The organism is Rhizobium sp. LARHSG275 (assembly GCF_052871115.1).
The window spans coordinates 40,123-62,028 of the sequence record NZ_JBIXJN010000016.1 but is presented as its reverse complement, the minus strand read 5'-3'; the positions used below and the strand labels follow the sequence as shown (position 1 = coordinate 62,028).

Genomic DNA, 21,906 nt, shown 5'->3' with positions numbered 1-21,906 from the left:
TTTTCACAGACTGCACCTGAAACCCGCAATAAAGTCGAGATATCACAGTTCAATGGCTGGCTCTCTGTCAGCCTCGAAAGAAAGAAGAGCCGGGACTAAGGGTGTCGTTCCCCCAGTCAAGTGCGCTACTGGGCTGCGCTTTAGTTTTTCAGCGCGTGCAAGGCGAGCGGAAAAATCTTGCCTCCAACAAAAAGGCAGCGGTTTGCCCGAATGGTCAGATCGCAGCCAGCGCCAACTGGCCTTCGGCGGTCTGGCGGGGCTGCCATGTCTGGTAGTTGACGATCGAAAAATGTGGTGTTTCGAAGGGCGTGGCATGGGTTTCGGTGATGACGGTAACATCGGCGCCGGCGGCTTCGCCGGCGAGAATGCCGGCGACGGCATCTTCGAAGACCAGGCATTTTTTCGGATCGACGCCGAGGCGGCTTGCGCCGAGCAGATAACCTTCGGGGCTGGGCTTGCCTGATTTGACCTCTTGGCCGCTGACGATGACCCTCGGCATCGGGATGCCGGCGGCGGCCATGCGGCGCCTGGCGAGCTCGATTGGCGCCGAAGTGACGATTGCCCATCTGCCCTCAGCAATGGCGGAGAGGAAGCGGACGGCGCCGGGGATCTCGACGATGCCGGAGACATCCTCCATCTCCTCGACGAGCAGCAGATCCGCCTCATGGGCGGGATCGACGCCGGGCAGGCCGAGCCCGCGGATCACGTCGGAGGCGCGGATGCCATGGATCGTCTTCAGGAAGACCTCCGGCTCGAAGCCGTGGCGTCTTGCCCATTCGCTCCAGACGCGTTCGACGACGGCGATGGAATTCAGCAGCGTTCCGTCCATGTCGAAAAGGAAGGCGTCATAGGACCTGTCGAGGATGTTATGGAGAGCGGACACGGATGTTTCCTTTGGGCATGAGGCCAAGGCGCGCCCCTGCGCAGGCGAGTAGCGGAGAGCGGCGGCGGCGTCAACGTCAGTCGTTGACGTCGGGATGCGTGACGTTTCTAACGTCTGCAAGACCGCGGGCAGCATCGCGGCTGCCGGTCGCCGCAGCGGCCTCAAAGATGCGGGTCGCATCGCCGTACATTTTGAGATTGAGGTAGCAGTAGCCGCGCAGAACCATCAGGTCGATGCGTTCCTGCTGCAGCTGGGCGCGCTGATCGAGATAGATGAGGGTTTCGCGGTAACGCCCGGCGTCGAAGGCTGAAAGCGCACGGTCGGCGAGGATCGCCACCTGGAGTTCGGCGGCGCGCTGCCGGTTCTGCGGCGCCTTGCTGGCCGCGACGGCGGCATTGGTGGAAAGGCCGGCGCGGAGATAGGCAAGGCTCTGGCCGTAGGCTGCGTCTTCGCGGACCTTGCGCGCGGGGCTCTGCAATGCCGCCTCGAACGCCGAGATTGCCTCCATCGGCCGGTTGATATCCATCAGGCACCAGCCGCGCGACAGCGCATCGGCCGGCTCAAGCTGCGCCGCATCGATTGTCGTCGAGCAGCCGCGCGTCTGGCGCGGACCGCGCGGGACGGTCACCGTCTCCATCGCCGGCCTCGCCGCGCGAACGACCACTTCCGACCCCGGCTGCAGGGTGATGCGGCGATCGGCCGGAAGCGGCTCGGTCGGGGGACGCTGCGTCGGCTGCGCCGGTTGCTGTGCGGCAAGCCCGCCCTTCTCCGGCGGCGGCGTGACGGCATTCGGCATTAGGGAGGACGTGTCTTCGAGATTGGTGATCCGGCTCGACCGGCCGGCCCAGGCGCGCTGAAGGTCGAGCACGCCCTTGCGGTCGCTCAGTTGCTCGCGGGTGACGACAAGGCCATAGGCGGACGGTTCGTCATCAGGTTTCCAGGCAAGCGCCGTCTCGAACCAACGCGCGGCGGTCTGGAACTGGTTGAGGGAGCGGGCATACCAGCCGAACTGCTGCGCCGTCGGCACATATTTCCGGGCGATGACCTCGGTGGCGATGCGGTGCAGCACGTCTTCGGCCAGATCGGCCGGCGGCTGTAACGCCATCAGGTTGGCGGTGGCGGCGAGATAGGTTGATGTCGCATCCTCGGAATCGGCGCGCCAGCGGAACATCACGTCCTCGGCTTCCTCAGGCGCCTTGCGGGCAATCAGCGCCAGCGCCAGCCCCTGCGAAGCGGCCGCCGAATCTTGCTTGGCTCGGGCAGCGCGGAACCACTGCTCGGCATCGGCATCGTTGTTGCGGCGAAGCTGATACCAGCCGAGCAGCAGCGCGTCGGAGGCGAGCCCCTCGGTCTCGGCGAGTTTTTCGAGACGGGCGATGTAGTCGGGTGCGATAACAAGCTTCAGATCGTCATTGCCCTCGGCCACGAAGCGTCGGGTGAGATTGCCGCGGATCGCATCGAATTCCTTGCTGCCGTCGGCAGCAGGCCTCTCCAGCGTGAGCAATGCCTGCATCGGCTGGTAGCCAAGCAGCGTCGAGGCTTTTTCGACCGTCGCCTGCCGCTCGGCGGGATTGGTGCAGTTCTTCAGGATATAAGCGTAGGCATCCTGGCCGCGCTGCACCCTCTCCGTCCGGATGAAGGCTTCGGCGACACGCCAGAGGACATCGATCTCGCTACAGGTGAGCAGGCTCGGTGTTGCAGCAGCGATATCGACGACCGTCGCATGTTGCTTGAGGTCCGAGGCATTGACGAGACGGGCACGGGCCTCGGCGACGTCGAGCCGGTCGAGCAGATCGGCCGGCGGCTGCCATCCGGCATCGGCTGCCTGGCGGTCGGCGACGGCCTTGCGCAACTCCGCATAGCGGCCATCGGAATAGAGCTGCCACATGGCCTCAAGCCTTTTGTCGCCATTCTGCGGCACGGCGAGCGGATCGGCCGGCGGAACCCAGTTTGGGTAGAGCGCCTGAAGGCGGGAGATTTCGGCCTGCAGGCGCACCTTGTCGCCGCGGCTGGCGAAATAACGAAGCGCACTTTCATCGACGGCAGGCTGCGCAGGCGCGGCCGCCTGTTGCGGTGCTGGCGGCGCGGAAACGATGGGCGGCGTGACCGGCGCCGGCTGGGCGACCGTCTGAGGTGTCGCGGGCGGTGCCGCCGGTTGCGGTGCTGCGGCATCCGGCTCGCGCACGCCCGGTGCTGGCGGCGACGGAGATGTGATCGCCTCGATCTTGTCGGCCACCAGCTGCGCATTGAATTCAGGATTGCCGGCGGAAGCATCAGTCGGCTTGATGCGGCCCATCATCATCAGCTCCGGTGCCGGCTTGCCGGCAGACTCAAGGCCGAACTTTTCCTGCAGAGCGACACGATCTTTCAATCCGGTGACGAGGGTTGCCACCACGACTGCCGCTGAAACCGCCACGAGAGAAGACTTCACAGACACTCCGGATGCTTCTCCCCAATATAGGCCAGCCCCAGCAGTTGAAGCGTGGACGGATAATAGAGTGCGGGCGCAAATTGCAGGGCCGAGACCGGCAACTTGGTCCCATCGACCACACAGGCCACAACATCATTAACAATTCGATAACCTGGGTCCGGCAACACGGTCTTCGTCCGGCCGGTGGTCAGATCGATGGTGGCGGGAACGCCGTCTTGCGACATCCCCTGCTGCAGACGGGTCAAGAGCGCCTTGTCGGTGACGCCGCCACGAACAAGATAGAGCGGGATGCGGATGGCGTTATAGCCAAATTCGGCGTCGAAACCCTGCGCCGGCTGCGGCTGACCGCTGAGACTCACCCATTCGGCGGGAAGTTTGCGCGGGCCGAACTGCATCGTCTTCAACAGCGTTAGGCCACCATCCGACAGTTTTTGCCAGGCGTCCGACGGAGCGAGCACCGCCATCACCGGGATCGCCTCGTAAATCCAGTAGGACGGGTTGACGACGGGGCCATCCTCACGGTCGGTAGCGGCAAAACCCTGGCTCCCCGGCAACAGGAGTGTGTGGCCGGCAGAGCGCACGACGGTTTCGGCAAGCAACGCCTGCGCCATTCGGGAGGCGGCGAGGATATAGTCGTTGCGTTTCCACGCCGTGCCGGCAAGCGCCAGCGCATAGGCGATCAGCATGTCGCCGTCCGAGGCGTTGTTAGCGTCGGTGACGTGCGGCTTGCCGTTCGGATCCCATTTCCACACGGCCAGGCCATCGTCGCGCAGCAGCAGCTCCGTGCGGGTAAAATACCAGATCTGTTCGAAATCGGCGGGGCTGGCTGAGAGATAGGCGAGCAGCATGCCATAGCCCTGCCCTTCGCTGTGGCTGATATTGCCGTTGCCGTTATCGATGATGCGGCCGGTCGCATCGAGAAACTTCGCCTTGTAGGCCGACCATGCGCCGGCATTGATCATCGCTTGCTGCGCAACAGCGGGCGGGCCCGCCGGGGCAAGCGCGATCGTTGCCGCCATCAGGAGCGCGCGCCACTGCCTCATTTGGACCGGCCCAGTTTTCTGAGCATGCTCGAGGTGGTGATCCCGATCAGCAGCACGAAGACGACCAGCAGGAAGGAGTAGGAGAGGATATTCGTCGATAGCCAGTTGGCGGCGATCAGACGGTAATTGGCGATCGACCAGGGGGTGGACGGCACGAAATCGAAACGGGTAACGGGCAGGGTTTCGATCTTGCCTGTCTTGCTCGAATAGGTGGTGATGTGGCCCGATATCTGCGGCCAGTTCAGTTGCGCGGTCAAAACCTCGAGCCCTTCGCGCAGGTCCTTTGCCGACGGCGCCGCCACCACGGTCCAGGCGCCGGACCCTGCGGGGCTGGAGCCCTGGGCAACCAGCAGCGTGTCGGCGTTGGCCGGCGTGAAAATCTGCTCGGCGCCCGGGATGAATTGCAGCGAACTGCGGGAGATATCGAAATTGCGCGACAGCCACTCGCGGATAGCCGTGATCCGGCTGCGCAAGACACCGCCGCTGACCTTGGAATTCCATTCCTCGAAGGCCGTACCGGTATCGACGACGCCCACCTGCGTATCCACCACCGAACGCCACGAGGCTTGGCTCGCCGTGGAGATGTTGGTCTGTGACAGCGCCGTTGTCGGCATCTGCGAGATGGAGCCGATGAAGATTGCGTCACGATCGCCGATCGCATTCGGCGAGGCGACGGTTTCGACGACGATCGGATGGCCGGCGGTGATCGCCATCTGGCCGAGCAGCGTGGCGGCGGCCGAAAGCGTATCGGCATCGACGCGGTCGATGAAGAGCGGCGTCGGTTCCGTGACCCGACCATAGGGATAGGCAGTGCCGGCCATTGCCGCCAGATTCGGACGCTGACCGACGCGGGCGAAATCCGGAATCTGCAGCTCGGAGGTATCGAACAGGGCAAAACGCGGGGTGGTGCCGGTAGCCGCGCCCGGCGCGCAGACGGCATCGTCCTTGGTCATCAGGATCGCTTCGATCGCCACCGAATTGAGACCTGGCTTGAAGTGCCGCATCGTCACGCGGATCGGCAGATGACGCAGAATGCCGCCTGATGTCGTGGTGATCGGGACGGTGGAGGCGATGTTGTCGTTGACGTAGATATCGATGTGGCTGCCGGGCATCACGTTATCGGTATAGGCGGCGTCGAGCAGCACCTTCGCCTCGCCATAGGCATTGGCATAAAAATCGGCCGGCACAGCGATATTGAAACTCGTCCGCAACCGCCGGCCGGAGAATTCGGTGGTCTTCACACCGAGCTGAGACAAGGCGATGTTTGTATCGGAAAAGACCAGCGGCGCGTTCGGCGCACTCCAGCGCTCGGTGGTCAGCACGTCGCGGCGAACATCCGAGGACCGGTCTGTCGGTGAAACGATGGTGTCGATCGCCGAGGAGACCGCCTGCCAGGAGGGGCCGCTGATCAGAAGGATCGGCGAGCCGCTGCGCGGGTTGGTGACGAAAGCGGCGAGTGCCGCACTTTCGGCGCCGGGTGGCAGGTCGGGAAAGAGCGGCCGCAGTTCTGCCGCGGTGCCGACGAGCACGCTGAGCTTACCAGGCCCGGCGGCCGGAAGCGACGCGGTGCTGAAGGCAAAAATCTGGTTCGGCATACTGCTCAGCACCGACAGGCCCTGCGCCAGCCGTAGCAGCGGCTTGGTGGTTCCCGGCTGCTCCAGTGCCGGGACAACGAAGTCGAACTCCGTCTTGCCGGCGCCGTTGACGCCGATGGCGCGGATTGCATCGGCGCTCGATAGCTGGGCGGCGTCCCTGCCGGCAAAGCTCAGATAGGTTCCGGCCGGATCGATATTCGACCACAGTTCATAAGTGGATTGGATGCTGCAATCGGTGCGATGCCGCTGATCGGCTTCGAAGGTGACGAGGTTGGCGCCCGGCTGCAGCAAACCGGGCGGAACCTCGAAGGTGACGGCCGAAGAGCCATCCGGCGAGCCGACGCGCTGCTGGCCGATCGGGCGATTGTTGAGATAGACGGTCAGCGCGGAGGCCTCGGGCGCAACGACGATCGAATTCTGGTAGGCGAAGGTGAAGCTTGCCTTGGCCCTCGCCTGCTCCGGTGTCAGATAAACAGTCCATGACCGGCGATCGTATTCGCCGCCAAGGCCGAGTTTCGAAAAGGGCACGACAAAGCGACGGACATCGCCTGTATGCAGCGGCGCAACGCTGTTTGCGGCTGCGGCAGGCCGGGGCGCAGGCATCGCCGGCTGCGCCTGAGTGGCAACCGGCGAAGCAACAGGAGGGGGAGCAGCCGGGGTTGCAGGAGAGGGAGCACCCGGGGTTGCAGGCGCGGGTACGACGGGAACTGGAGGCGTGAGGGGAACGGGCGCAATGACCGCAGGCGGCGCGGCCTGTGTGGGCGGCGTCAACCTCGGGGTAACGGACGCACCGGGCGGCCGCTCGCCGGACATGTCGAAGGGCGCCGTCTGCGCCTGGGCGAAGGCGGAGGCATTCAGCAGGAAAAGCGAGGCGACGACGATCCTTCTCATCCGGCGTTGACCTTTGCCGCCTGCTGCTGGGCTTCCCGCTCCGGCCGCATGCTGCGGAAGAAGTAAACGAGGCCTCGGCTCGTCTGGTAGAACGCCATGCCGAGAAACCAGATGGTGCCGCGGATCAGGCCCGGATTGCGGCGGCGCGAGGCCTGAAACTGGGTCCACTGGTCGGAATTGGCAAACATCAGATCGGCGATCAGGCGATGGTCGAGCGCGCTTTTCGGCACGTATTGGCAGCCGACATTGCTGATGTCGCCCGACGGCTCGATGTTGCGGACGATGAGCGGCAGGGTTTCCAGATCCGCGCCGCTATAGGGCCGGAAGCGGATTTCGCCGACGGCGCCGACCAGCATCTCGTCGAGATGCTTGTTGAAGATGTGCAGCCTCGCGCCATGCACGGAGACGTCCTCGATCGAGGCCGTGTACCACTTGCCGTTGGCGCCGAATTCGCAGCGCCGGTTGACGCGGACGCGACGGGAGGAGGCGCGCTCGCCGCGCTCCGATACGACTCCAAGCGCGCAGCCGGCCATGATCAGGTTGATGACATTCCATCCGCCGACGACGAGCGTGACGTCGGCCTTATAGGGCTCGGCATAGATCTTGTAGATGGTGATGACGAGCGCGACGATCTGCACCGCAAAGATGACGAAGAACGGGCGGCTGATCTCCGACAGACGGCTGACGGCGATCGATTCGTCCTTGGCGGTGACCTTGAAGGTCGGCTTCCTCGGATTGAGCATGACGGAGACGACAGCCGGCAGCAGATGTACGGTCTGGACATATTCGTAGAGCTCGGAAATCCAGGGCCAGCGGAATGACCCATAGAGGTAGTTCTGCATCATCAGATTCACGAGCATATAGGCAAGCGTATAGGCGAGGAACTCGCCGCCCGAGGCGGTGAAGATTTCCAGATCGAAGAACAGATAGAAGAGCGGCGCAAACAGAAAGATCGTGCGCGGGAACGGGAAGAGCCAGAACAGCGTGGAGGACATGTAGCAGAAGCGCTGCGGGATCGTCAGGCCGCGCTTCAGAAGCGGAAAGCGGAAGCGCAGGATCTGCATCATGCCCTGCGCCCAGCGACTGCGCTGGCCGATGAAGCTTGCGAAGGTGGCTGGCTGCAGGCCGGCGATCAGCGGCTTGTCGACATAGATGCTGTTCCAGCCGCTGCCATGGAGCGCCAGCGCCGTCTCGCAATCCTCGGTGATGCTGATTCCGGAAAACCCATTCTGGGATTCGAGCGCCTTACGGCTCAAAACCGCAGCCGAGCCGCAAAAGAAGGCCGCGTTCCATTTATCGAGGCCGCGCTGGATGATGCCGTAGAACATCTCATTCTCGCTCGGCATCTTGTCGAAGGTGCGAAGGTTGCGCTCCAGCGGATCGGGATTGATGAAGAAGTGCGGGGTCTGGACGAGGAAGAGCTTCGGATCGTCTTCGAAGTAACCGACGGTCTCGAGCAGGAAATCGCGGGCCGGCGCGTGGTCGGCATCGAAGACGGCGATAAGTTCGCCGGTCGAATGTTTCATGCCGTTGTTGAGATTGCCCGCCTTGGCGTGCTCGTTACGGTCGCGCGTGAGGTAGTGGACATCGAGATCGTCGCAGAGCTGCTTCAGCTCGATATGTCGGGCAGCCGCCGCCTGGGCTTCGAGCAGCTTGCCGGAATTGCGCTTCTGCAGGGTGCCGCCGTCGTCGAGCAGCCAGACATGCAGTTTCTCGGCCGGATAGTCCATGGCCTTGGCGGCGGCCAGCGTGTTTCCGAGAAGACCGGCATCCTCATTGTAGGATGGCACGAAGACGTCGACATGAGGAAGGCGCCCGGGATTGGCGGCACGCGAGGGGCGCGACGGCAGCGGGGTGGCGACGATGAACAGGCTGAGCGCCAGCATCGCGACGCTATACATTTCGGCCAGATAGAGCAGCAGGCCGGGAATGAAGTTTTCCAACTGATTCAGAGGCGGCAGCGTATTGGTGGTGCGCCAGTAGACATAGCGCAGCACGATCGACGTGCCGAAGGCGAGCGCCACCAGGCGCCACGTCCCCTCACCCTTCAAAACTTTGATCAGCGCCATGACGGTCACGACCGTGATGCTGGTGATGAGCTGGGTCTGCAGGTTGACCGGCAGCGTGATCAGCACGATCATGCAGAGCGAAACCACGGCCCATATGATGACACTGCGGGCTTTGCGCATCGACGTTCCTTCGAAATTGCTCAACCGGGGCACCAACGGGCGCCCGCGGGCATGCTCATTATCTCCGGCAGGCGGCCGTCATGGCCGCGTCGCCTATGCAGTCCGGCGAAGGCACGGTGACGCCGATTGCCCTTACCGATTGTTCGATTGGCGCAGCGGCCGCATTCGGCCTTGCGCTCGTCTGCGGCGCCTCGCCCGGCAGCGGCACGCGCGGGCCGATGGGTGCAGGCACCGATGCGGCGCCTTGAGCCGGTTGCGAGGTCGCAGCGCTGCCAACGGCAGCGGCCCGCGGCCGGCTGACGAAGGCAGGCGCCGGCTCGTAACCGATCGGCATCGGGCTGGCGCGGTAACCACCCTCGTCCGGATAGATCGGCTCTCCGGTGCGCCCGAGTGCTGCGTCGGCGGGCGGCGGATTGCCGTAAGCGTTCCAGACCTCGCCCTCGAAGGTGCCGGTGACGGTGTAGCCATAGACGATGCCGAGCAACTGGCGCTCGCTCGCTCTGGCATCGCAAAGGCGCAGGCGCAGCTGGATCATGCCGAAATTGCGCGCCTGGGTATTGGCAGCGGTGCTGGAGCGGATCTGCTGCCAGGCATAGACGCAGGTGTCGCCGGCACGGCTGCGGCCGGAGGCATAACCGAAGGGGCCATAGGCGTTCTGCAAGAAGGTCGCCGACGTCGCCATCCGCACGCCGGGCGCCGAACGGGCCACCTCGCGGCTGATACCGCTCTCGTTGATCATGCTGAAGCCGGCATTGCCGGTACCGGGATTGGCTCCGGAAGCGCCTAAGAACTGGACCTTCAGGAAATTCTGGCCGGGCACGGAGGATGAGGTAAACAGCGAGATCGTCTGCTCGACGCCGTTGCCGCGCTTGCGCTCGATGACGCTGACGATCGACGGGCCGCCCGGCGGCGGCAGGACCAGCGCCTTTTCAGGCGCCACCGTCTCTGGCCCGGAAAGCTGGCGTACGCCGCCTGTCGATGTGCAGCCGGCCATCACGCCCGCCACGGCCAACAGCAATATGGTCTTCCGCAAGCGCATGTCTCGAGCCGCCGCAATCGTCTCTCTAGAGATCCATTCGCAAGCCGAAACGCGACGGATCGTCGAATCAACGACCGGTTGGTCGTCCGTTCAGAATAAACGTCCAACATGGTTAGCGAAAAGTAAACAAGCGGGCTCTAACATCATCGGCTGGAGTCTTTTCGAACTTTGTTCAGACAGCTCAACCGTATGACGCACAAATTAATTTAGTAACAACTTAATTACTCTCATTGCGCCTGTCTTCCGCTGCGGCGAAAAGCTCGCGGGGAACCATGCCGCATGGCCGGCGTTGCCTTGATGTCTGGGGTAGAAAAAGGAGTAAATCCCATGCGCAAGACCATGCTGGCTGCGGCCGCCATACTGACCATCAGCTCCGCCGCCTTCGCGCAGAGCACTGTCATCGTCACCGATCCCGCCGCGACCGGCTCCGTCGTATTGCCCGGCGAGGTGCGCACCTACGTGATGGAGCAAAACACACCGTCCGTCGCCTATGACGGCGATATCGCGGTCGGCACGACGCTGCCCGATACCGTCGAAGTGCACACCGTCCCAAATATCGACGGCTACGGCTATGCCGTCGTCAATGAGCGGCGCGTGATTGTCGAGCCGAAGACGCACCGCATTATCCAGGTCCTGGAATAGCGCGATCGGGAATTGTGGACGTGCGGCCGTATTCCGGCTTCACGTCCGCTCGTCTCCCACCCTCGCCGGTATATTCAGAAGTTCGCGGATCTTATGGGCGAGCTGCTCCAGACTGAAGGGCTTGGCGAGCAGGGAAACGCCGTGATCGAGCACACCATTGTGGACGATGGCATTACGGGTGTAACCCGTCGTGTAAAGGATCCGGATCGTCGGCCATTTCTCCTGGACGACATCGGCAAGCTGACGTCCGCTCATCTGCGGCATGACGATATCAGTGAAGATCAAGTCGACTGCCGGATTTTCTTCGAGCAACAGAAGCGCCTCTATGCCGCTTGCCGCCTGCAACACGGTGTAACCGAGTTCATGCAGGCTTTCGGCGGTCATGGTGCGGACGTTCTCATCGTCCTCCACCACCAGGATCGTATCATTGACACTGCCGTGAGGAATCGGCTGGGCGCCGGCCGCGCCCGACCGGGCGTCCGTCATGGCGACACGACGGGGAAGATAGATCTTCACCGTCGTGCCCCTGTCGATCTCCGAATAGATCTTGATGTGGCCGCCGCTCTGCTTGATGTAGCCATAGACTTGGCTGAGACCGAGACCGGTGCCTTTGCCGGGTCCCTTGGTCGTATAGAACGGGTCGAAGGCGCGCTCGATCACCTCCGGCGACATGCCGGTGCCGGTGTCCGTCATGCTGACCATCACATATTGGCCTGCCTCGACCTCCGAATGCATGCGTGAATATCGCTCGTCGAGTTCGGTATTGGCTGTCTCGATCGTCAGATTTCCGCCGCCCGGCATAGCATCGCGGGCGTTGACGGCAAGGTTCAAGATGGCATTTTCGAGCTGGCTCAAATCGGCAAAGCTCGGCCAGAGACCCCCGGCAAGCACGGTCTCGATCCGGATCTGCTCGCCGAGCGTGCGCCGCAAGAGCTCAGACATGCCGCCGACCAGCTTGTTGAGGTCGATCACCTCCGGGGCGAGCGGCTGCTGGCGCGAGAAAGCAAGAAGACGCGCGGTCAGTACCGCCGCCCTCTGCGCACCGTCTTTGGCATTCTGGATGGAGTATGGCAGGCGGGGATCCTCGCTGCCGCTCAGCCGCCGCTGCGCGAGATCGAGGTTGCCGATGATGATCGCCAGCATGTTGTTAAAATCATGGGCGACGCCGCCGGTCAGCTGGCCGATCGTCTCCATCTTCTGCAACTGGCGGACCTGCGCCTGAGCGGCAGCATTCTCTTCCATCTCATGCCTGAGCTCAGCAGTGCGCTGAACCACTGTCTCTTCGAGGCGCGTGTTGAAGCTGTTGAGTTCGCTGCGAAGGCGGCTCTGTCGCTCATGTGCGATAATGATCATCTCCATCAGGCCGACGATGATCGCGGCATTGATGAAATAAGTGGAAAGGCCGACCCATTGGCTGGCGCTGACCGGCCAGAAGACATTGTGCGGCTCGACGAAAAACTGCTGGACTATGAAACCGGCAACCAAGGCGGCGACAAGGCCCGGCCCCACGCCACCTATGAAACTGGCGAGCAATATCGCCGGAAGAAAGCTTAGGAAGGGAAAGCCGGAGAGAGTGTCGCTGGCGGCAAGCCTTAGAAGAAACGTCAGGCCAACGAAGGCAATGGCCAGCGGATATGTATAACCCGGCCTGTGACGCAGCCAATCCGTGGCACTCAGCAAATCCATTCGACACCCCTTCTTACGGCGCCGCCATATCTTTTCAGACGCGCAAATGACGCTGTAACGCTTTGAATTGCTGCATAATTTTATTCCTCGAATCGATGCCGGTTTAAGGAATTATGCAGGAGCCGTTGCGGAAAACGGCATCCCAGCTTTTGCACATCGAATTTCAACCGGCAATATGCTGTTTCTCGTACTGGCGGGCACAACGTCTTGACGAGCCGTGCAGGCAGTCCACATAAATCTCCGTGCCTAAGGCGCGTCGCGATCTTTCAGATTTGCTCCTCGCGCTTTAGGTCTTTGTTTTTACGCATGTCGTTAGCGCAAAACCGCGGCACACTTTTGCGCGACATGCTTTAGCAAGGGGGCAATGGGTGGACGGGATCATGAAAGACATATTCATCGTCGAAGACGACACGCTGATTGCCATGCTGCTTGAGGACATGCTCGCCGATTTGGGTTACCGGGTCTGCGCAAGCGCGCCCGATCTGGAACGGGCGCTTGCAACCGCCAGGGATACGGAGTTCGACGCTGCCATCCTCGACGTCTCGCTTGCCGGGCAGAGCTCGCTGCCGGTCGCAAAGCTGCTCGACGAACGCGGAAAACCCTATCTCTATGCAACGGGATATGGCGCGCCGCCTGATGGCAGCGGCCCAAGCATGCTGCCCGTGCTGCAAAAACCCTTCCAGCTCAGCGAACTCGAACAGGCGATGAAGCGGCTTGCTGAAACCTGAGTTCCTGTTCAACGCACCTGATCAAGCAGACGCTTGCATTCCAGAAGGTCGTAGAGCGCCTCCTGCAGCAGCGCTCGGTCTTCCTTGCCAACGCTCGATTTGCCGATCGAGACTTCCTGCTCGTCGTCTCCAGCGACGAAGTTGAAGAACCTGCGGGTGATCGGCGGTTTGGCGCGGCCGACAATCTGGTCTTCATCAGCCATGCCGACGCGCGGTTCCCCGGCACCCACCTCCTGCACGCCCGACGCAAGCGCCTCGACGCTGGCGAGATCGCCGTGGCCGACCGATATGACAAACTTGTTGCCGTTGGTCTTCAGAAGCTTCTGCACACCCTTGATCGTATAGCCGTGATCATAGAGCAGATGCCGGATGCCCTTGAGGAGATCCACATCCTCCGGCCGGTAGTAGCGACGGCCGCCGCCGCGCTTCATCGGCTTTATCTGGGGAAAACGCGTCTCCCAGAAGCGCAGCACATGCTGCGGCAGATCAAGATCGTCTGCGACTTCGCTGATGGTGCGAAAGGCATCGGGGCTCTTGTCCAACGTCATACTGCTACGCGACCTCGCGGCTCGATCCTACGGCGACTCATCATATTTCAACGGTTTGGCGCCGACAATTCAAGTCATGTCTCGACGTTGCGCACAAGGATGGTCAGTGCGAGAGAGAAAAAAACCGTTTCGAAACGGGAAGCCGATTATCAAGGAGACGGATTCAGCGGCTTCAGCTTGATCTTGCGAGCGACATGCGCCTTGAGGATCCGCGTCTTCAGCACGTTCGACGCTTTGAAGGTCATGACCCGGCGGGGGGAAATCGGAACCTCCTCGCCAGTCTTTGGGTTGCGGCCGATTCGTTCATTCTTGTCGCGCACCTGGAAGGTGGCGAAGGAGGAAAGCTTGACGGTTTCACCACGCACTATGGCGTTGCAGATCTCGTCAATGACAGTTTCGACCAGTTCGGCAGATTCGGTCCGGGAAAGCCCAACCTTTCGGAAAACGGATTCCGCCAGGTCTGCTCGCGTCACTGTTTTTCCGGTCATGGTTTCCCCGCCCATACAAAATATTTTGTGAAATCGCACGAAGAGTATTTGTCTTGCGCCTTACGGTCAAGCTCTTGTTCGCCGCCAGTTTTTTAGGATTCGTGCCTACCAGCGCAGCAGAACCGCACCCCAGGTAAAACCGCCGCCCATCGCTTCGAGCATCACCAGGTCGCCCTTCTTGATGCGGCCGTCGCCGGCAGCGGTGGCAAGTGCCAGCGGGATCGAGGCGGCCGACGTATTGCCGTGCAGGTCGACGGTGATGACGACCTTCGCCGCATCGATGTTCAGCTTTTTCGCCGAACCGTCGATGATGCGGCGATTGGCCTGATGCGGTACCAACCAGTCGAGATCATCGGCGGTGGTTCCGGTCGCATCGAAAGCCGCCTGAATGACATCGGTGATCATGCCCACGGCGTATTTGAAGACCTCGCGGCCTTCCATGCGCAGCTTTCCGACAGTGCCCGTCGTCGACGGTCCGCCATCGACATAGAGCTTTTCCTTGTGCGAGCCGTCGGAGCGCAGATGCGTGGTCAGCACACCGCGATCGGCAACTGTGCCCTCGCCTTCGGTCGCTTCGAGTATGATCGCGCCGGCGCCGTCGCCGAAAAGCACGCAGGTGGTGCGATCGTTCCAGTCGAGAATGCGCGAAAAAGTTTCGGCGCCGATGACGAGAACGCGCTTGGCAAGCCCGCCACGGATATAGGCATCGGCGGTCGTCACCGCGTAGACGAAGCCGGTGCAGACGGCCTGGACGTCGAAGGCGAAGCCGTGGCTCATGCCGAGGCGGTTCTGGATGTTGACCGACGTTGCCGGAAAGGTGTTATCCGGCGTCGAGGTGGCACAGATGACAAGATCGATATCGGCAGGCGTCAGGCCGCCATTGGCAAGGGCTGCGCGTGCGGCGGCCTCACCCAGCGACGCTGTCGTTTCGTCATCGCCGGCGACATAACGCTGGCGGATGCCGGTGCGCTGGACGATCCATTCGTCGGATGTGTCGACGATGGCCTCCATGTCACGATTGGTCATCACGCGCTTCGGAAGTGCGGCTCCGAACCCGCGAACCACTGAACGGATCATCTTTGATTGAACCCTATCGCTCATGCCGCTTCCGGGCCCATCGGGGGCAGCCGCTTGGCATGGTATTTCTTAAGATCGTTTTCTATTTTCTGATTGAGGCCGTTCTTGGCCATGTCGTAGCCGACTTCGATGGCGGCTGCGATGCCTTCGGCATTCGCCCCGCCATGGCTCTTGATGACGATGCCGTTCAGGCCGAGAAACACGCCGCCATTGACCTTGCTCGGATCGAGCTTCTCGCGAAGCATATCGAAGGCGCTTTTGGCAAAGAGATAGCCGATGCGGGCCAGCAGCGTGCGCGACATGGCGGCACGCAGATATTCGCCGATCTGCTTGGCGGTGCCTTCGGCCGTCTTGAGGGCGATATTGCCGGAAAATCCTTCGGTGACGACGACGTCGACCGTGCCCTTGCCAAGGTCGTTGCCCTCGACGAAGCCGGAATATTCGAGCGAATCGATGTTCGCCTCGCGCAACAGCCGGCCGGCCTCCTTGACTTCCTCCTGGCCTTTCATCTCCTCGACGCCGACGTTCAGAAGGCCGACCGTCGGACGTTCGACCTCGAAAAGCGCACGCGCCATGGCGCCGCCCATCAGGGCAAAATCCATCAGCTGCTGTGCATCGGCGCCGATCGTCGCGCCGACATCGAGCACGATGCTCTCACCCTTCAGCGTCGGCCAGATCGCAGCAATCGCCGGACGCTCGATATTGGCCATGGTGCGCAGACAGAACTTCGCCATTGCCATCAGCGCCCCGGTATTGCCTGCCGAGACCGCGACATCGGCGTCACCCGTCTTCACCGCCTCGATCGAACGCCACATGGTGGAGATATAACGGCCACGGCGCAGCGCCTGGCTCGGCTTCTCATCCATGGCGACGGCAAGCTCGCAGTCGTGAAAGAGCGACTTTTCCTTGAGCTTCGGAAACTTGGCGAGAACCGGATCGCACTGTTCCTTGAGACCATAGAGAACGAAGGACATATCAGGATGCCGATCCAGCGCCTTGGCGGCCCCGGGGATGACAACCTGGGGACCAAAGTCGCCACCCATGAGGTCGAGAGATATTCTGATCACGCGTCCCTGATCCTTCTTTTCGCCGAGGGCGAAATTTCGGCCAAAATACCGGTTTTGGCGTCGCTTACAACTGAATTGTGTCAAATGCCAGAGGGGCTTCAGTCCTTTTTCCAGTCCTTGAGGGCTGCGAAAGCGGAGGGCTTTTTGTCGTCCTCGCCGCTGTCCTCGACATGGCCGGCGAATTCGATGCCCTCCTTGCGCGGATAGGGATCGATCGCGAGAGCGGCGAATTCGGCAACCACCTCGCCGGCGTCGATCGTATCGCCGACGAAGGTCTCGGGCAGATCGGGGCCATCCGGATCGAGCAACATCTCGCCGGCGTCGTTGCCCGCCTGGCGGGCAAGCTTGGAGCCCTCCGGCACGAAGATCTGCTCGAAGCTCTCGTCGATGGCGGATTCGACCGGTTCCAGCGTCACGACGCAGGACTGGACGATCTTCGCCTGCACGCGGCCCTTGATGCGCACGCCGTCGCGCTTCCAGCGGGCAATCTGCAGATCGGCGCGCAAATCATCCACGGAGACGACGTTCCAGGTCTCGGCAAGCGCCTTCAGTTCGCTGGTGTCGGCCTCGACATGGACCTCGACGGGGTTGGCCGAGATGTGGCCGACCTTGACGTGATAGGAGAAGGGAACACCGTCCCGATCGTTCTTCATCGTTTCCTCCTTCAGGTGACCGGTGGGTAGGCGACCGGCGGGAGCGTCGCCGAACCGGTAGCGATCACCTCTTCGGGGACGGCGGACAGATGCGATTCTGCGGCCATCATCCATCCGGCGAGGCCGGACATATCGGCAGGCGCCGAGGTTTCGGGGTAGATATTGCGCTGAAGAGCGAGAGCGAGCGCTTCGGCATCGCCTGTGTCCATCGCCTTCGAATAGGCTTCAAGCCGGCCGTAAAACATACCGGCGAGCTTCTTCATACGCTTCGGCACGCTGTTGTCGCCGATGCCGAGTTCGCGGATCGAATAGTCGATATCCTGGAAGAAAGCATCGACGATCTCCTGGGCGATCTCCTGGCCGCTGGTGGTCGAAGCACGTGTGCGGCGAAAAAACAGAATCATGGCGATCGACAGCATCTCGAAACGGCCCATGACCGTATCCGGCACATTGAGCCACTCGTAGAGTTCCGGCATGCGCGCAGCCGCCGCTAACGCCGCATATTGCCGATCGACGATCGCCTGATTGTTGTTTTTCTTGCGGAAGAGCCCGAAGATCATTGTTTTTTCCGGAAATGCCTCATTCTTCATGCCGGCTGGCGCCTGGCCTTGTTGCATGATTTCGAAAGCTGGTTTACCGAAGCAGGCGCGAATTGCAATGCCGATCATGGCCAGTTTCGGGACGACGCCTTCGATGCGTCAGCGAAGCGAATTCGGGACATTCGACCCGGAATGGCCACAATGGTTTTGCAGGAGGAAAGCGTGCAAGGCCCCAAATGGCTGCTATCGACACTCAAGGGAGTAGATGTCGTTGAATAAACGGTATTTCAAGTCTGACGTGAAATTCTTCAGCAGTGCGGCCATTGCCTTCATAATCGCCTCCACATCAGCTCTTTCCGGTTGCCAGACCAGCACCGTGCTCAATGGCGGCTACGTCGCCGACCAGCAGTCGCTGAACCTCGTTCCGGAAGGCTCCAGCCGCGAGCAGGTGCTGCTTTCGCTCGGCACCCCGTCGACGACGGCGACCTTCGACGGCGAAGTCTTCTATTACATCTCGCAGCGGCGCACGCGTGCCGTCGCCTTCCAGAAACTGAAGGTCGTCGATCAGAGCGTTCTGGCCATCTATTTCGACAAGGACGGCGTCGTCAGCCGCCGCGCCAACTATACGCTGCAGGACGGCAAGGTGTTCGACACGATCGGGCGGGTCACGCCGACCGGCGGCAAGGAACTCACCTTCCTGCAGCAGATGCTTTCCGGCGGCAGCGCCGCGAGTGCTGCCCGCAGCCTGTTCGGCGGTGGTGCCGGCGGCACGCCGCAGAATCCGAGCAGCCTGCGCTGATAGGATAAGCCTTATACGAAAACCCCGCCGGATCGTTCCGGCGGGGTTTTTTGATGGTCGCTGTTCCGGTTTGCCGGGCCGAGCCGGGCGGCATGCCTCATCCGGCGAGAACGGCGAGCAGCAGCAGCGCGACGATGTTGGTGATCTTGATCGCCGGGTTGACGGCCGGGCCGGCAGTATCCTTGTAGGGATCGCCGACGGTATCGCCGGTGACGGAAGCCTTGTGCGCATCCGAACCCTTCATGTGGCGCAAGCCGTCCTTGTCGACGAAACCGTCCTCGAAGCTCTTCTTGGCGTTGTCCCAGGCACCGCCGCCCGACGTCATCGAGATGGCGACGAAGAGGCCGTTGATAATGACGCCGAGCAGCGATGCGCCGAGGGCGGCAAAGGCGGAGGCCTTGGAGCCGGAGATGAGCAGCACGCCGAAATAGACGACGATGGGCGCCAGCACCGGCAACAGCGACGGCACGATCATCTCGCGGATGGCGGCCTTGGTCAGAAGGTCGACCGCCCTGCCGTAATCCGGCTTTTCCGTGCCCTGCATGATGCCGGGTTTTTCCTTGAACTGACGACGCACTTCCTCGACGATCGCGCCGGCCGCCCGGCCGACGGCGGTCATGGCGATGCCGCCGAAGAGGTAGGGAATGAGACCTCCGAAAATCAATCCAGCCACCACGTAAGGGTTGGAAAGATCGAAGGAAATTTCGCCGATGCCGGCAAAATAAGGGAACTTGTCGCCGTTCGCCGCAAAATATTTGAGGTCGTAGGAGTAGGCTGCGAAGAGAACCAGTGCGCCGAGACCGGCGGAACCGATGGCATAGCCCTTGGTAACGGCCTTGGTCGTGTTGCCGACGGCATCGAGCGCATCGGTGGATTTGCGCACCTCCGGCGGCAGATGCGACATTTCAGCGATACCGCCGGCATTGTCCGTCACGGGTCCGAACGCGTCGAGCGCGACGATCATTCCGGCGATGCCGAGCATCGCCGTGACCGCAATGCCGGTGCCGAACAGGCCGCCGAGCTGGTAGGTGGCGAGAATACCGCCAACGATGACGATCGCCGGCAGTGCCGTCGATTCCAGTGAGACGGCCAGGCCCTGGATGACATTGGTGCCATGACCGGTGACCGAGGCCTGGGCGATCGAGACAACCGGGCGCTTGCCCGTGCCGGTATAATATTCAGTGATCACCACGATCAGCGCGGTGACGACGAGGCCGATGATGCCGCAGAAGAAGAGGTGCGCGCCTGATATGTCGGCGCCTGCGACGGAGCCGATCGATCCCCAGCCGATGGTGAGCGAGGTAGCAGCACCAAGGCCGACGATCGACAGCAATCCGGTGACGATGAGGCCTTTGTAGAGAGCGCCCATGATCGAGCCGTTCGCGCCAAGCTTGACGAAGAAGGTGCCGATGATCGAGGTGATGATGCAGGCACCGCAGATCGCCAGCGGATAGACCATCGCAGACTGGAGGATCGGCGCGCCGGCGAAGAAGATCGAGGCGAGAACCATGGTGGCGACGACCGAAACCGCATAGGTCTCGAAAAGGTCGGCGGCCATGCCGGCACAGTCGCCGACGTTGTCGCCGACGTTATCGGCGATGGTTGCGGGGTTGCGCGGATCGTCTTCGGGAATGCCGGCCTCCACCTTGCCGACGAGATCGCCGCCGACATCGGCGCCCTTGGTGAAGATGCCGCCACCGAGGCGGGCGAAGATCGAAATCAGCGACGCGCCGAAGCCGAGCGCCACCAGCGCATCGATGACTTCGCGCGAGCCGCTCTCTTGGCCGAGCCCGACGGTCAAGACCGTATAGTAGATGGAGACGCCGAGCAGCGCCAAGCCGGCCACCAGCATGCCGGTGATCGCACCCGACTTGAAGGCGATGTCGAGGCCGGCGGAAAGGCTGACGGAAGCCGCCTGGGCGGTGCGCACATTGGCGCGGACGGAGACGTGCATGCCGATGAAACCGGCAGCACCGGAAAGCAGGGCGCCGATCAGGAAGCCGATCGCGGCCTCGGCGGAAAGAAGCAGCCAGGCTAAGATGAAAACGACAACGCCGACAATGGCAATGGTTCTGTACTGGCGCGTCAGATAGGCTTGAGCGCCTTCGCGGATATAGCCCGCGATCTCCTGCATGCGGCTATTGCCCTGATCGGCGGCAAGCACCGACCGGGTTGCCCAGGCGGCATAAACCACCGAGAGCAGACCGCATGCGATTACGCATAAAAGAATCGTCATTTCGCTCTTTCCTCCCAAAGGCCGGAGCTCACTCCTTCTCCGGCAGATACGCCGCCGAATCGCCTTCCGCTCCACAGAAATGCCACAGCTAAGCGGTGCGGAGATTGCGTGGTCGATCACGTGGCGTCAAGACCGCAACGGGCGAAAACCATTGCGGTGCGAAGAAAGACGCAGGGGGGATTGTTTGGCGGCTAAAGACTTATTTCTTCGCCTCGCCGCGGACCTGCTTTGCGATGCGGTCGAGCACGGCGTTGACGAGCTTCGGCTCATCGTCATCGAAAAAGGCCTGGGCGATCTCGACATATTCGGTGACGATGACCGCCACCGGAACGTCCTTGCGGTCGGTGATCTCGAAGACACCGGCGCGCAGGATGGCGCGCACGGTGCTGTCGAGGCGCGACAAGGCCCAATCATCCTGCAGGGCTGCGGCAATCAGCGGATCCAGGCGAACCTGATCGCGCACGACACCGGAGACGATGGAACGGAACCAGGCGGCATCGGCCTTCAGATAGGTCGCGCCATCGATTTCCTGACCAAGCCGATGCGCCTCGTATTCAGCCACGATCTCCAGAACGCCGGTGCCGCCGACATCCATTTGATACAGGGCCTGAACGGCAGCAAGACGGGCAGCGCCCCGCTGGTTCGCAGTCTTGACCGGCCGTTCCGTCTTGTCGTCGTTCATTCGTTATGCACCCAGTTTCTGCTTCAGCTCGATCATGGTCAAAGCTGCACGAGCGGCAAATCCGCCCTTGTCCTTTTCCGAACGGCGCACGCGCGCCCAAGCCTGTTCGTCGTTTTCGACGGTCAGGATACCATTGCCGATGGCAAGGGACTCGCTGATCGCCAGATCCATCAAGGCGCGCGAGGATTCGTTCGACACGATATCGAAGTGATAGGTCTCGCCGCGAATGACCATACCGAGGGCGACGTAGCCGTCATAATGCGTTCCGCCATTGTCGTCTCCATCGAGCGACATGGCAATCGCCGCCGGAATTTCCAGTGCGCCGGGAACGGTGACGACCTCGAAGGTGGCGCCGGCCTCTGTCAATGCGAAAGTCGCGCCTTCGAGCAGGGCGTCGGCCATGTCGTCGTAGAAGCGGGCCTCAACGATCAAAATATGGGGAGCGGTCTCTCTCGGCATGGTTCACCTTCGGTTGGCGGGACATTTACCCACTCGGCAGCCCGCGGTCAAAACATGCCTTCGTCCGAATGGCAAGCAATTTCGCCCGATGCCGCAATAGGAAAGAGGAAATATCTGCAAGGGGATAGCAGCACCACAGATGCACAGCTGGGCAAGCCTCTGAAATCAGCTTTCTTCAACGCCTGGAAAGCGACAATTCGAAGGCGGCTTTCATGAACAATTCTTAATGGG

19 protein-coding genes are annotated in these 21,906 nt (G+C 61.9%); 3 read left to right on the top strand and 16 right to left on the bottom strand.

Annotated elements, in window-relative coordinates:
* Positions 1–214 precede the first annotated feature (214 nt).
* The 6 genes from ACIPSK_RS21685 to bcsN form a co-directional block, all read right to left on the bottom strand.
* Positions 215–883 carry an HAD family hydrolase gene (locus tag ACIPSK_RS21685; RefSeq protein WP_162117208.1) on the bottom strand — a complete coding sequence of 223 codons (669 nt, stop codon included), beginning with the start codon at positions 881–883 and terminating at the stop codon, positions 215–217.
* Between the two features lie 76 nt (positions 884–959).
* Positions 960–3,314 (bottom strand): cellulose synthase, encoded by a 2,355-nt coding sequence (locus ACIPSK_RS21680; protein ID WP_162117207.1) that lies wholly within the window; start codon positions 3,312–3,314, stop codon positions 960–962.
* Positions 3,311–4,357: a glycosyl hydrolase family 8 gene (locus ACIPSK_RS21675; protein WP_446532966.1), complete on the bottom strand. Its 1,047-nt coding sequence runs from the start codon at positions 4,355–4,357 to the stop codon at positions 3,311–3,313. Before ACIPSK_RS21675 ends, ACIPSK_RS21680 begins: the two co-directional genes overlap by 4 nt.
* On the bottom strand, positions 4,354–6,843 hold the full coding sequence (locus tag ACIPSK_RS21670; RefSeq protein ID WP_162117206.1) for a cellulose biosynthesis cyclic di-GMP-binding regulatory protein BcsB: 2,490 nt from the start codon (positions 6,841–6,843) through the stop codon (positions 4,354–4,356). Before ACIPSK_RS21670 ends, ACIPSK_RS21675 begins: the two co-directional genes overlap by 4 nt.
* Entirely contained in the window at positions 6,840–9,032 is a 2,193-nt protein-coding gene (bcsA, locus tag ACIPSK_RS21665; RefSeq protein ID WP_032985274.1) for a UDP-forming cellulose synthase catalytic subunit, read from the bottom strand. The genes ACIPSK_RS21670 and bcsA overlap by 4 nt, the downstream gene beginning before the upstream one ends.
* Positions 9,033–9,090: 58 nt before the next feature.
* Positions 9,091–10,071: a cellulose biosynthesis protein BcsN gene (gene bcsN / locus ACIPSK_RS21660; RefSeq protein WP_162117205.1), complete on the bottom strand. Its 981-nt coding sequence runs from the start codon at positions 10,069–10,071 to the stop codon at positions 9,091–9,093.
* Between the two features lie 327 nt (positions 10,072–10,398).
* Between bcsN and ACIPSK_RS21655 the strand changes: the two genes are divergently transcribed.
* On the top strand, positions 10,399–10,713 hold the full coding sequence (locus ACIPSK_RS21655; RefSeq protein ID WP_162117204.1) for a DUF1236 domain-containing protein: 315 nt from the start codon (positions 10,399–10,401) through the stop codon (positions 10,711–10,713).
* A gap of 39 nt (positions 10,714–10,752) precedes the next feature.
* On the opposite strand, the gene ACIPSK_RS21650 is transcribed toward ACIPSK_RS21655, so the two are convergent.
* Entirely contained in the window at positions 10,753–12,399 is a 1,647-nt protein-coding gene (locus ACIPSK_RS21650; protein ID WP_162117203.1) for an ATP-binding protein, read from the bottom strand.
* 380 nt (positions 12,400–12,779) lie between these two features.
* On the opposite strand from ACIPSK_RS21650, the gene ACIPSK_RS21645 reads away from it, so the two are divergent.
* Positions 12,780–13,127 carry a response regulator gene (locus ACIPSK_RS21645; RefSeq protein ID WP_162117202.1) on the top strand — a complete coding sequence of 116 codons (348 nt, stop codon included), beginning with the start codon at positions 12,780–12,782 and terminating at the stop codon, positions 13,125–13,127.
* A gap of 8 nt (positions 13,128–13,135) precedes the next feature.
* Here ACIPSK_RS21645 and ACIPSK_RS21640 read toward each other — a convergent pair whose 3' ends face one another.
* The 6 genes from ACIPSK_RS21640 to ACIPSK_RS21615 all read right to left on the bottom strand — a co-directional run bounded on the left by ACIPSK_RS21640 (position 13,136) and on the right by ACIPSK_RS21615 (position 17,628).
* Positions 13,136–13,675 carry a MerR family transcriptional regulator gene (locus ACIPSK_RS21640; protein ID WP_017963795.1) on the bottom strand — a complete coding sequence of 180 codons (540 nt, stop codon included), beginning with the start codon at positions 13,673–13,675 and terminating at the stop codon, positions 13,136–13,138.
* Between the two features lie 149 nt (positions 13,676–13,824).
* Positions 13,825–14,163, bottom strand: a complete 339-nt coding sequence (locus tag ACIPSK_RS21635) for an integration host factor subunit alpha (protein ID WP_017963794.1) — start codon at positions 14,161–14,163, stop codon at positions 13,825–13,827.
* Positions 14,164–14,268: 105 nt separating this feature from the next.
* Positions 14,269–15,240: a beta-ketoacyl-ACP synthase III gene (locus tag ACIPSK_RS21630; RefSeq protein ID WP_162117278.1), complete on the bottom strand. Its 972-nt coding sequence runs from the start codon at positions 15,238–15,240 to the stop codon at positions 14,269–14,271.
* Positions 15,241–15,260: 20 nt separating this feature from the next.
* On the bottom strand, positions 15,261–16,307 hold the full coding sequence (gene plsX, locus ACIPSK_RS21625; RefSeq protein ID WP_026154101.1) for a phosphate acyltransferase PlsX: 1,047 nt from the start codon (positions 16,305–16,307) through the stop codon (positions 15,261–15,263).
* Between the two features lie 98 nt (positions 16,308–16,405).
* Positions 16,406–16,960: a YceD family protein gene (locus ACIPSK_RS21620; protein ID WP_162117201.1), complete on the bottom strand. Its 555-nt coding sequence runs from the start codon at positions 16,958–16,960 to the stop codon at positions 16,406–16,408.
* A gap of 11 nt (positions 16,961–16,971) precedes the next feature.
* Positions 16,972–17,628: a ubiquinol-cytochrome C chaperone family protein gene (locus tag ACIPSK_RS21615; protein ID WP_162117200.1), complete on the bottom strand. Its 657-nt coding sequence runs from the start codon at positions 17,626–17,628 to the stop codon at positions 16,972–16,974.
* A 136-nt stretch (positions 17,629–17,764) separates the two neighbouring features.
* Here ACIPSK_RS21615 and ACIPSK_RS21610 point away from each other — a divergent pair, with 136 nt between their 5' ends.
* Positions 17,765–18,298, top strand: a complete 534-nt coding sequence (locus ACIPSK_RS21610; RefSeq protein WP_017963789.1) for an outer membrane protein assembly factor BamE — start codon at positions 17,765–17,767, stop codon at positions 18,296–18,298.
* A 97-nt stretch (positions 18,299–18,395) separates the two neighbouring features.
* Here the strand turns inward: ACIPSK_RS21610 and ACIPSK_RS21605 are convergent, their stop codons facing one another.
* The 3 genes from ACIPSK_RS21605 to ribH form a co-directional block, all read right to left on the bottom strand.
* Complete coding sequence (locus tag ACIPSK_RS21605) at positions 18,396–20,534, bottom strand: sodium-translocating pyrophosphatase (RefSeq protein ID WP_162117199.1); 2,139 nt, start codon at positions 20,532–20,534, stop codon at positions 18,396–18,398.
* A 199-nt stretch (positions 20,535–20,733) separates the two neighbouring features.
* Positions 20,734–21,216, bottom strand: coding sequence for a transcription antitermination factor NusB (nusB, locus tag ACIPSK_RS21600; protein ID WP_017959878.1), 483 nt, complete (start codon positions 21,214–21,216; stop codon positions 20,734–20,736).
* A gap of 3 nt (positions 21,217–21,219) precedes the next feature.
* A complete protein-coding gene (gene ribH / locus ACIPSK_RS21595; protein WP_064251491.1) occupies positions 21,220–21,675 on the bottom strand; it encodes a 6,7-dimethyl-8-ribityllumazine synthase in 456 nt (151 codons plus the stop codon).
* Between the last annotated feature and the right edge of the window lie 231 nt (positions 21,676–21,906).

Coding starts and splice junctions, on each gene's coding strand:
- ACIPSK_RS21675 (WP_446532966.1), bottom strand. CDS start 4,357: ATGAGGCAGTGGCGCGCGCTCCTGATGGCGGCAACGATCGCGCTTGCC.
- ACIPSK_RS21670 (WP_162117206.1), bottom strand. CDS start 6,843: ATGAGAAGGATCGTCGTCGCCTCGCTTTTCCTGCTGAATGCCTCCGCC.
- bcsA (WP_032985274.1), bottom strand. CDS start 9,032: ATGCGCAAAGCCCGCAGTGTCATCATATGGGCCGTGGTTTCGCTCTGC.
- bcsN (WP_162117205.1), bottom strand. CDS start 10,071: ATGCGCTTGCGGAAGACCATATTGCTGTTGGCCGTGGCGGGCGTGATG.
- ACIPSK_RS21655 (WP_162117204.1), top strand. CDS start 10,399: ATGCGCAAGACCATGCTGGCTGCGGCCGCCATACTGACCATCAGCTCC.
- ACIPSK_RS21650 (WP_162117203.1), bottom strand. CDS start 12,399: ATGGATTTGCTGAGTGCCACGGATTGGCTGCGTCACAGGCCGGGTTAT.
- ACIPSK_RS21645 (WP_162117202.1), top strand. CDS start 12,780: ATGAAAGACATATTCATCGTCGAAGACGACACGCTGATTGCCATGCTG.
- ACIPSK_RS21640 (WP_017963795.1), bottom strand. CDS start 13,675: ATGACGTTGGACAAGAGCCCCGATGCCTTTCGCACCATCAGCGAAGTC.
- ACIPSK_RS21635 (WP_017963794.1), bottom strand. CDS start 14,163: ATGACCGGAAAAACAGTGACGCGAGCAGACCTGGCGGAATCCGTTTTC.
- ACIPSK_RS21630 (WP_162117278.1), bottom strand. CDS start 15,240: ATGATCCGTTCAGTGGTTCGCGGGTTCGGAGCCGCACTTCCGAAGCGC.
- ACIPSK_RS21620 (WP_162117201.1), bottom strand. CDS start 16,960: ATGAAGAACGATCGGGACGGTGTTCCCTTCTCCTATCACGTCAAGGTC.
- ACIPSK_RS21615 (WP_162117200.1), bottom strand. CDS start 17,628: ATGATCGGCATTGCAATTCGCGCCTGCTTCGGTAAACCAGCTTTCGAA.
- ACIPSK_RS21610 (WP_017963789.1), top strand. CDS start 17,765: ATGTCGTTGAATAAACGGTATTTCAAGTCTGACGTGAAATTCTTCAGC.
- ACIPSK_RS21605 (WP_162117199.1), bottom strand. CDS start 20,534: ATGACGATTCTTTTATGCGTAATCGCATGCGGTCTGCTCTCGGTGGTT.
- nusB (WP_017959878.1), bottom strand. CDS start 21,216: ATGAACGACGACAAGACGGAACGGCCGGTCAAGACTGCGAACCAGCGG.
- ribH (WP_064251491.1), bottom strand. CDS start 21,675: ATGCCGAGAGAGACCGCTCCCCATATTTTGATCGTTGAGGCCCGCTTC.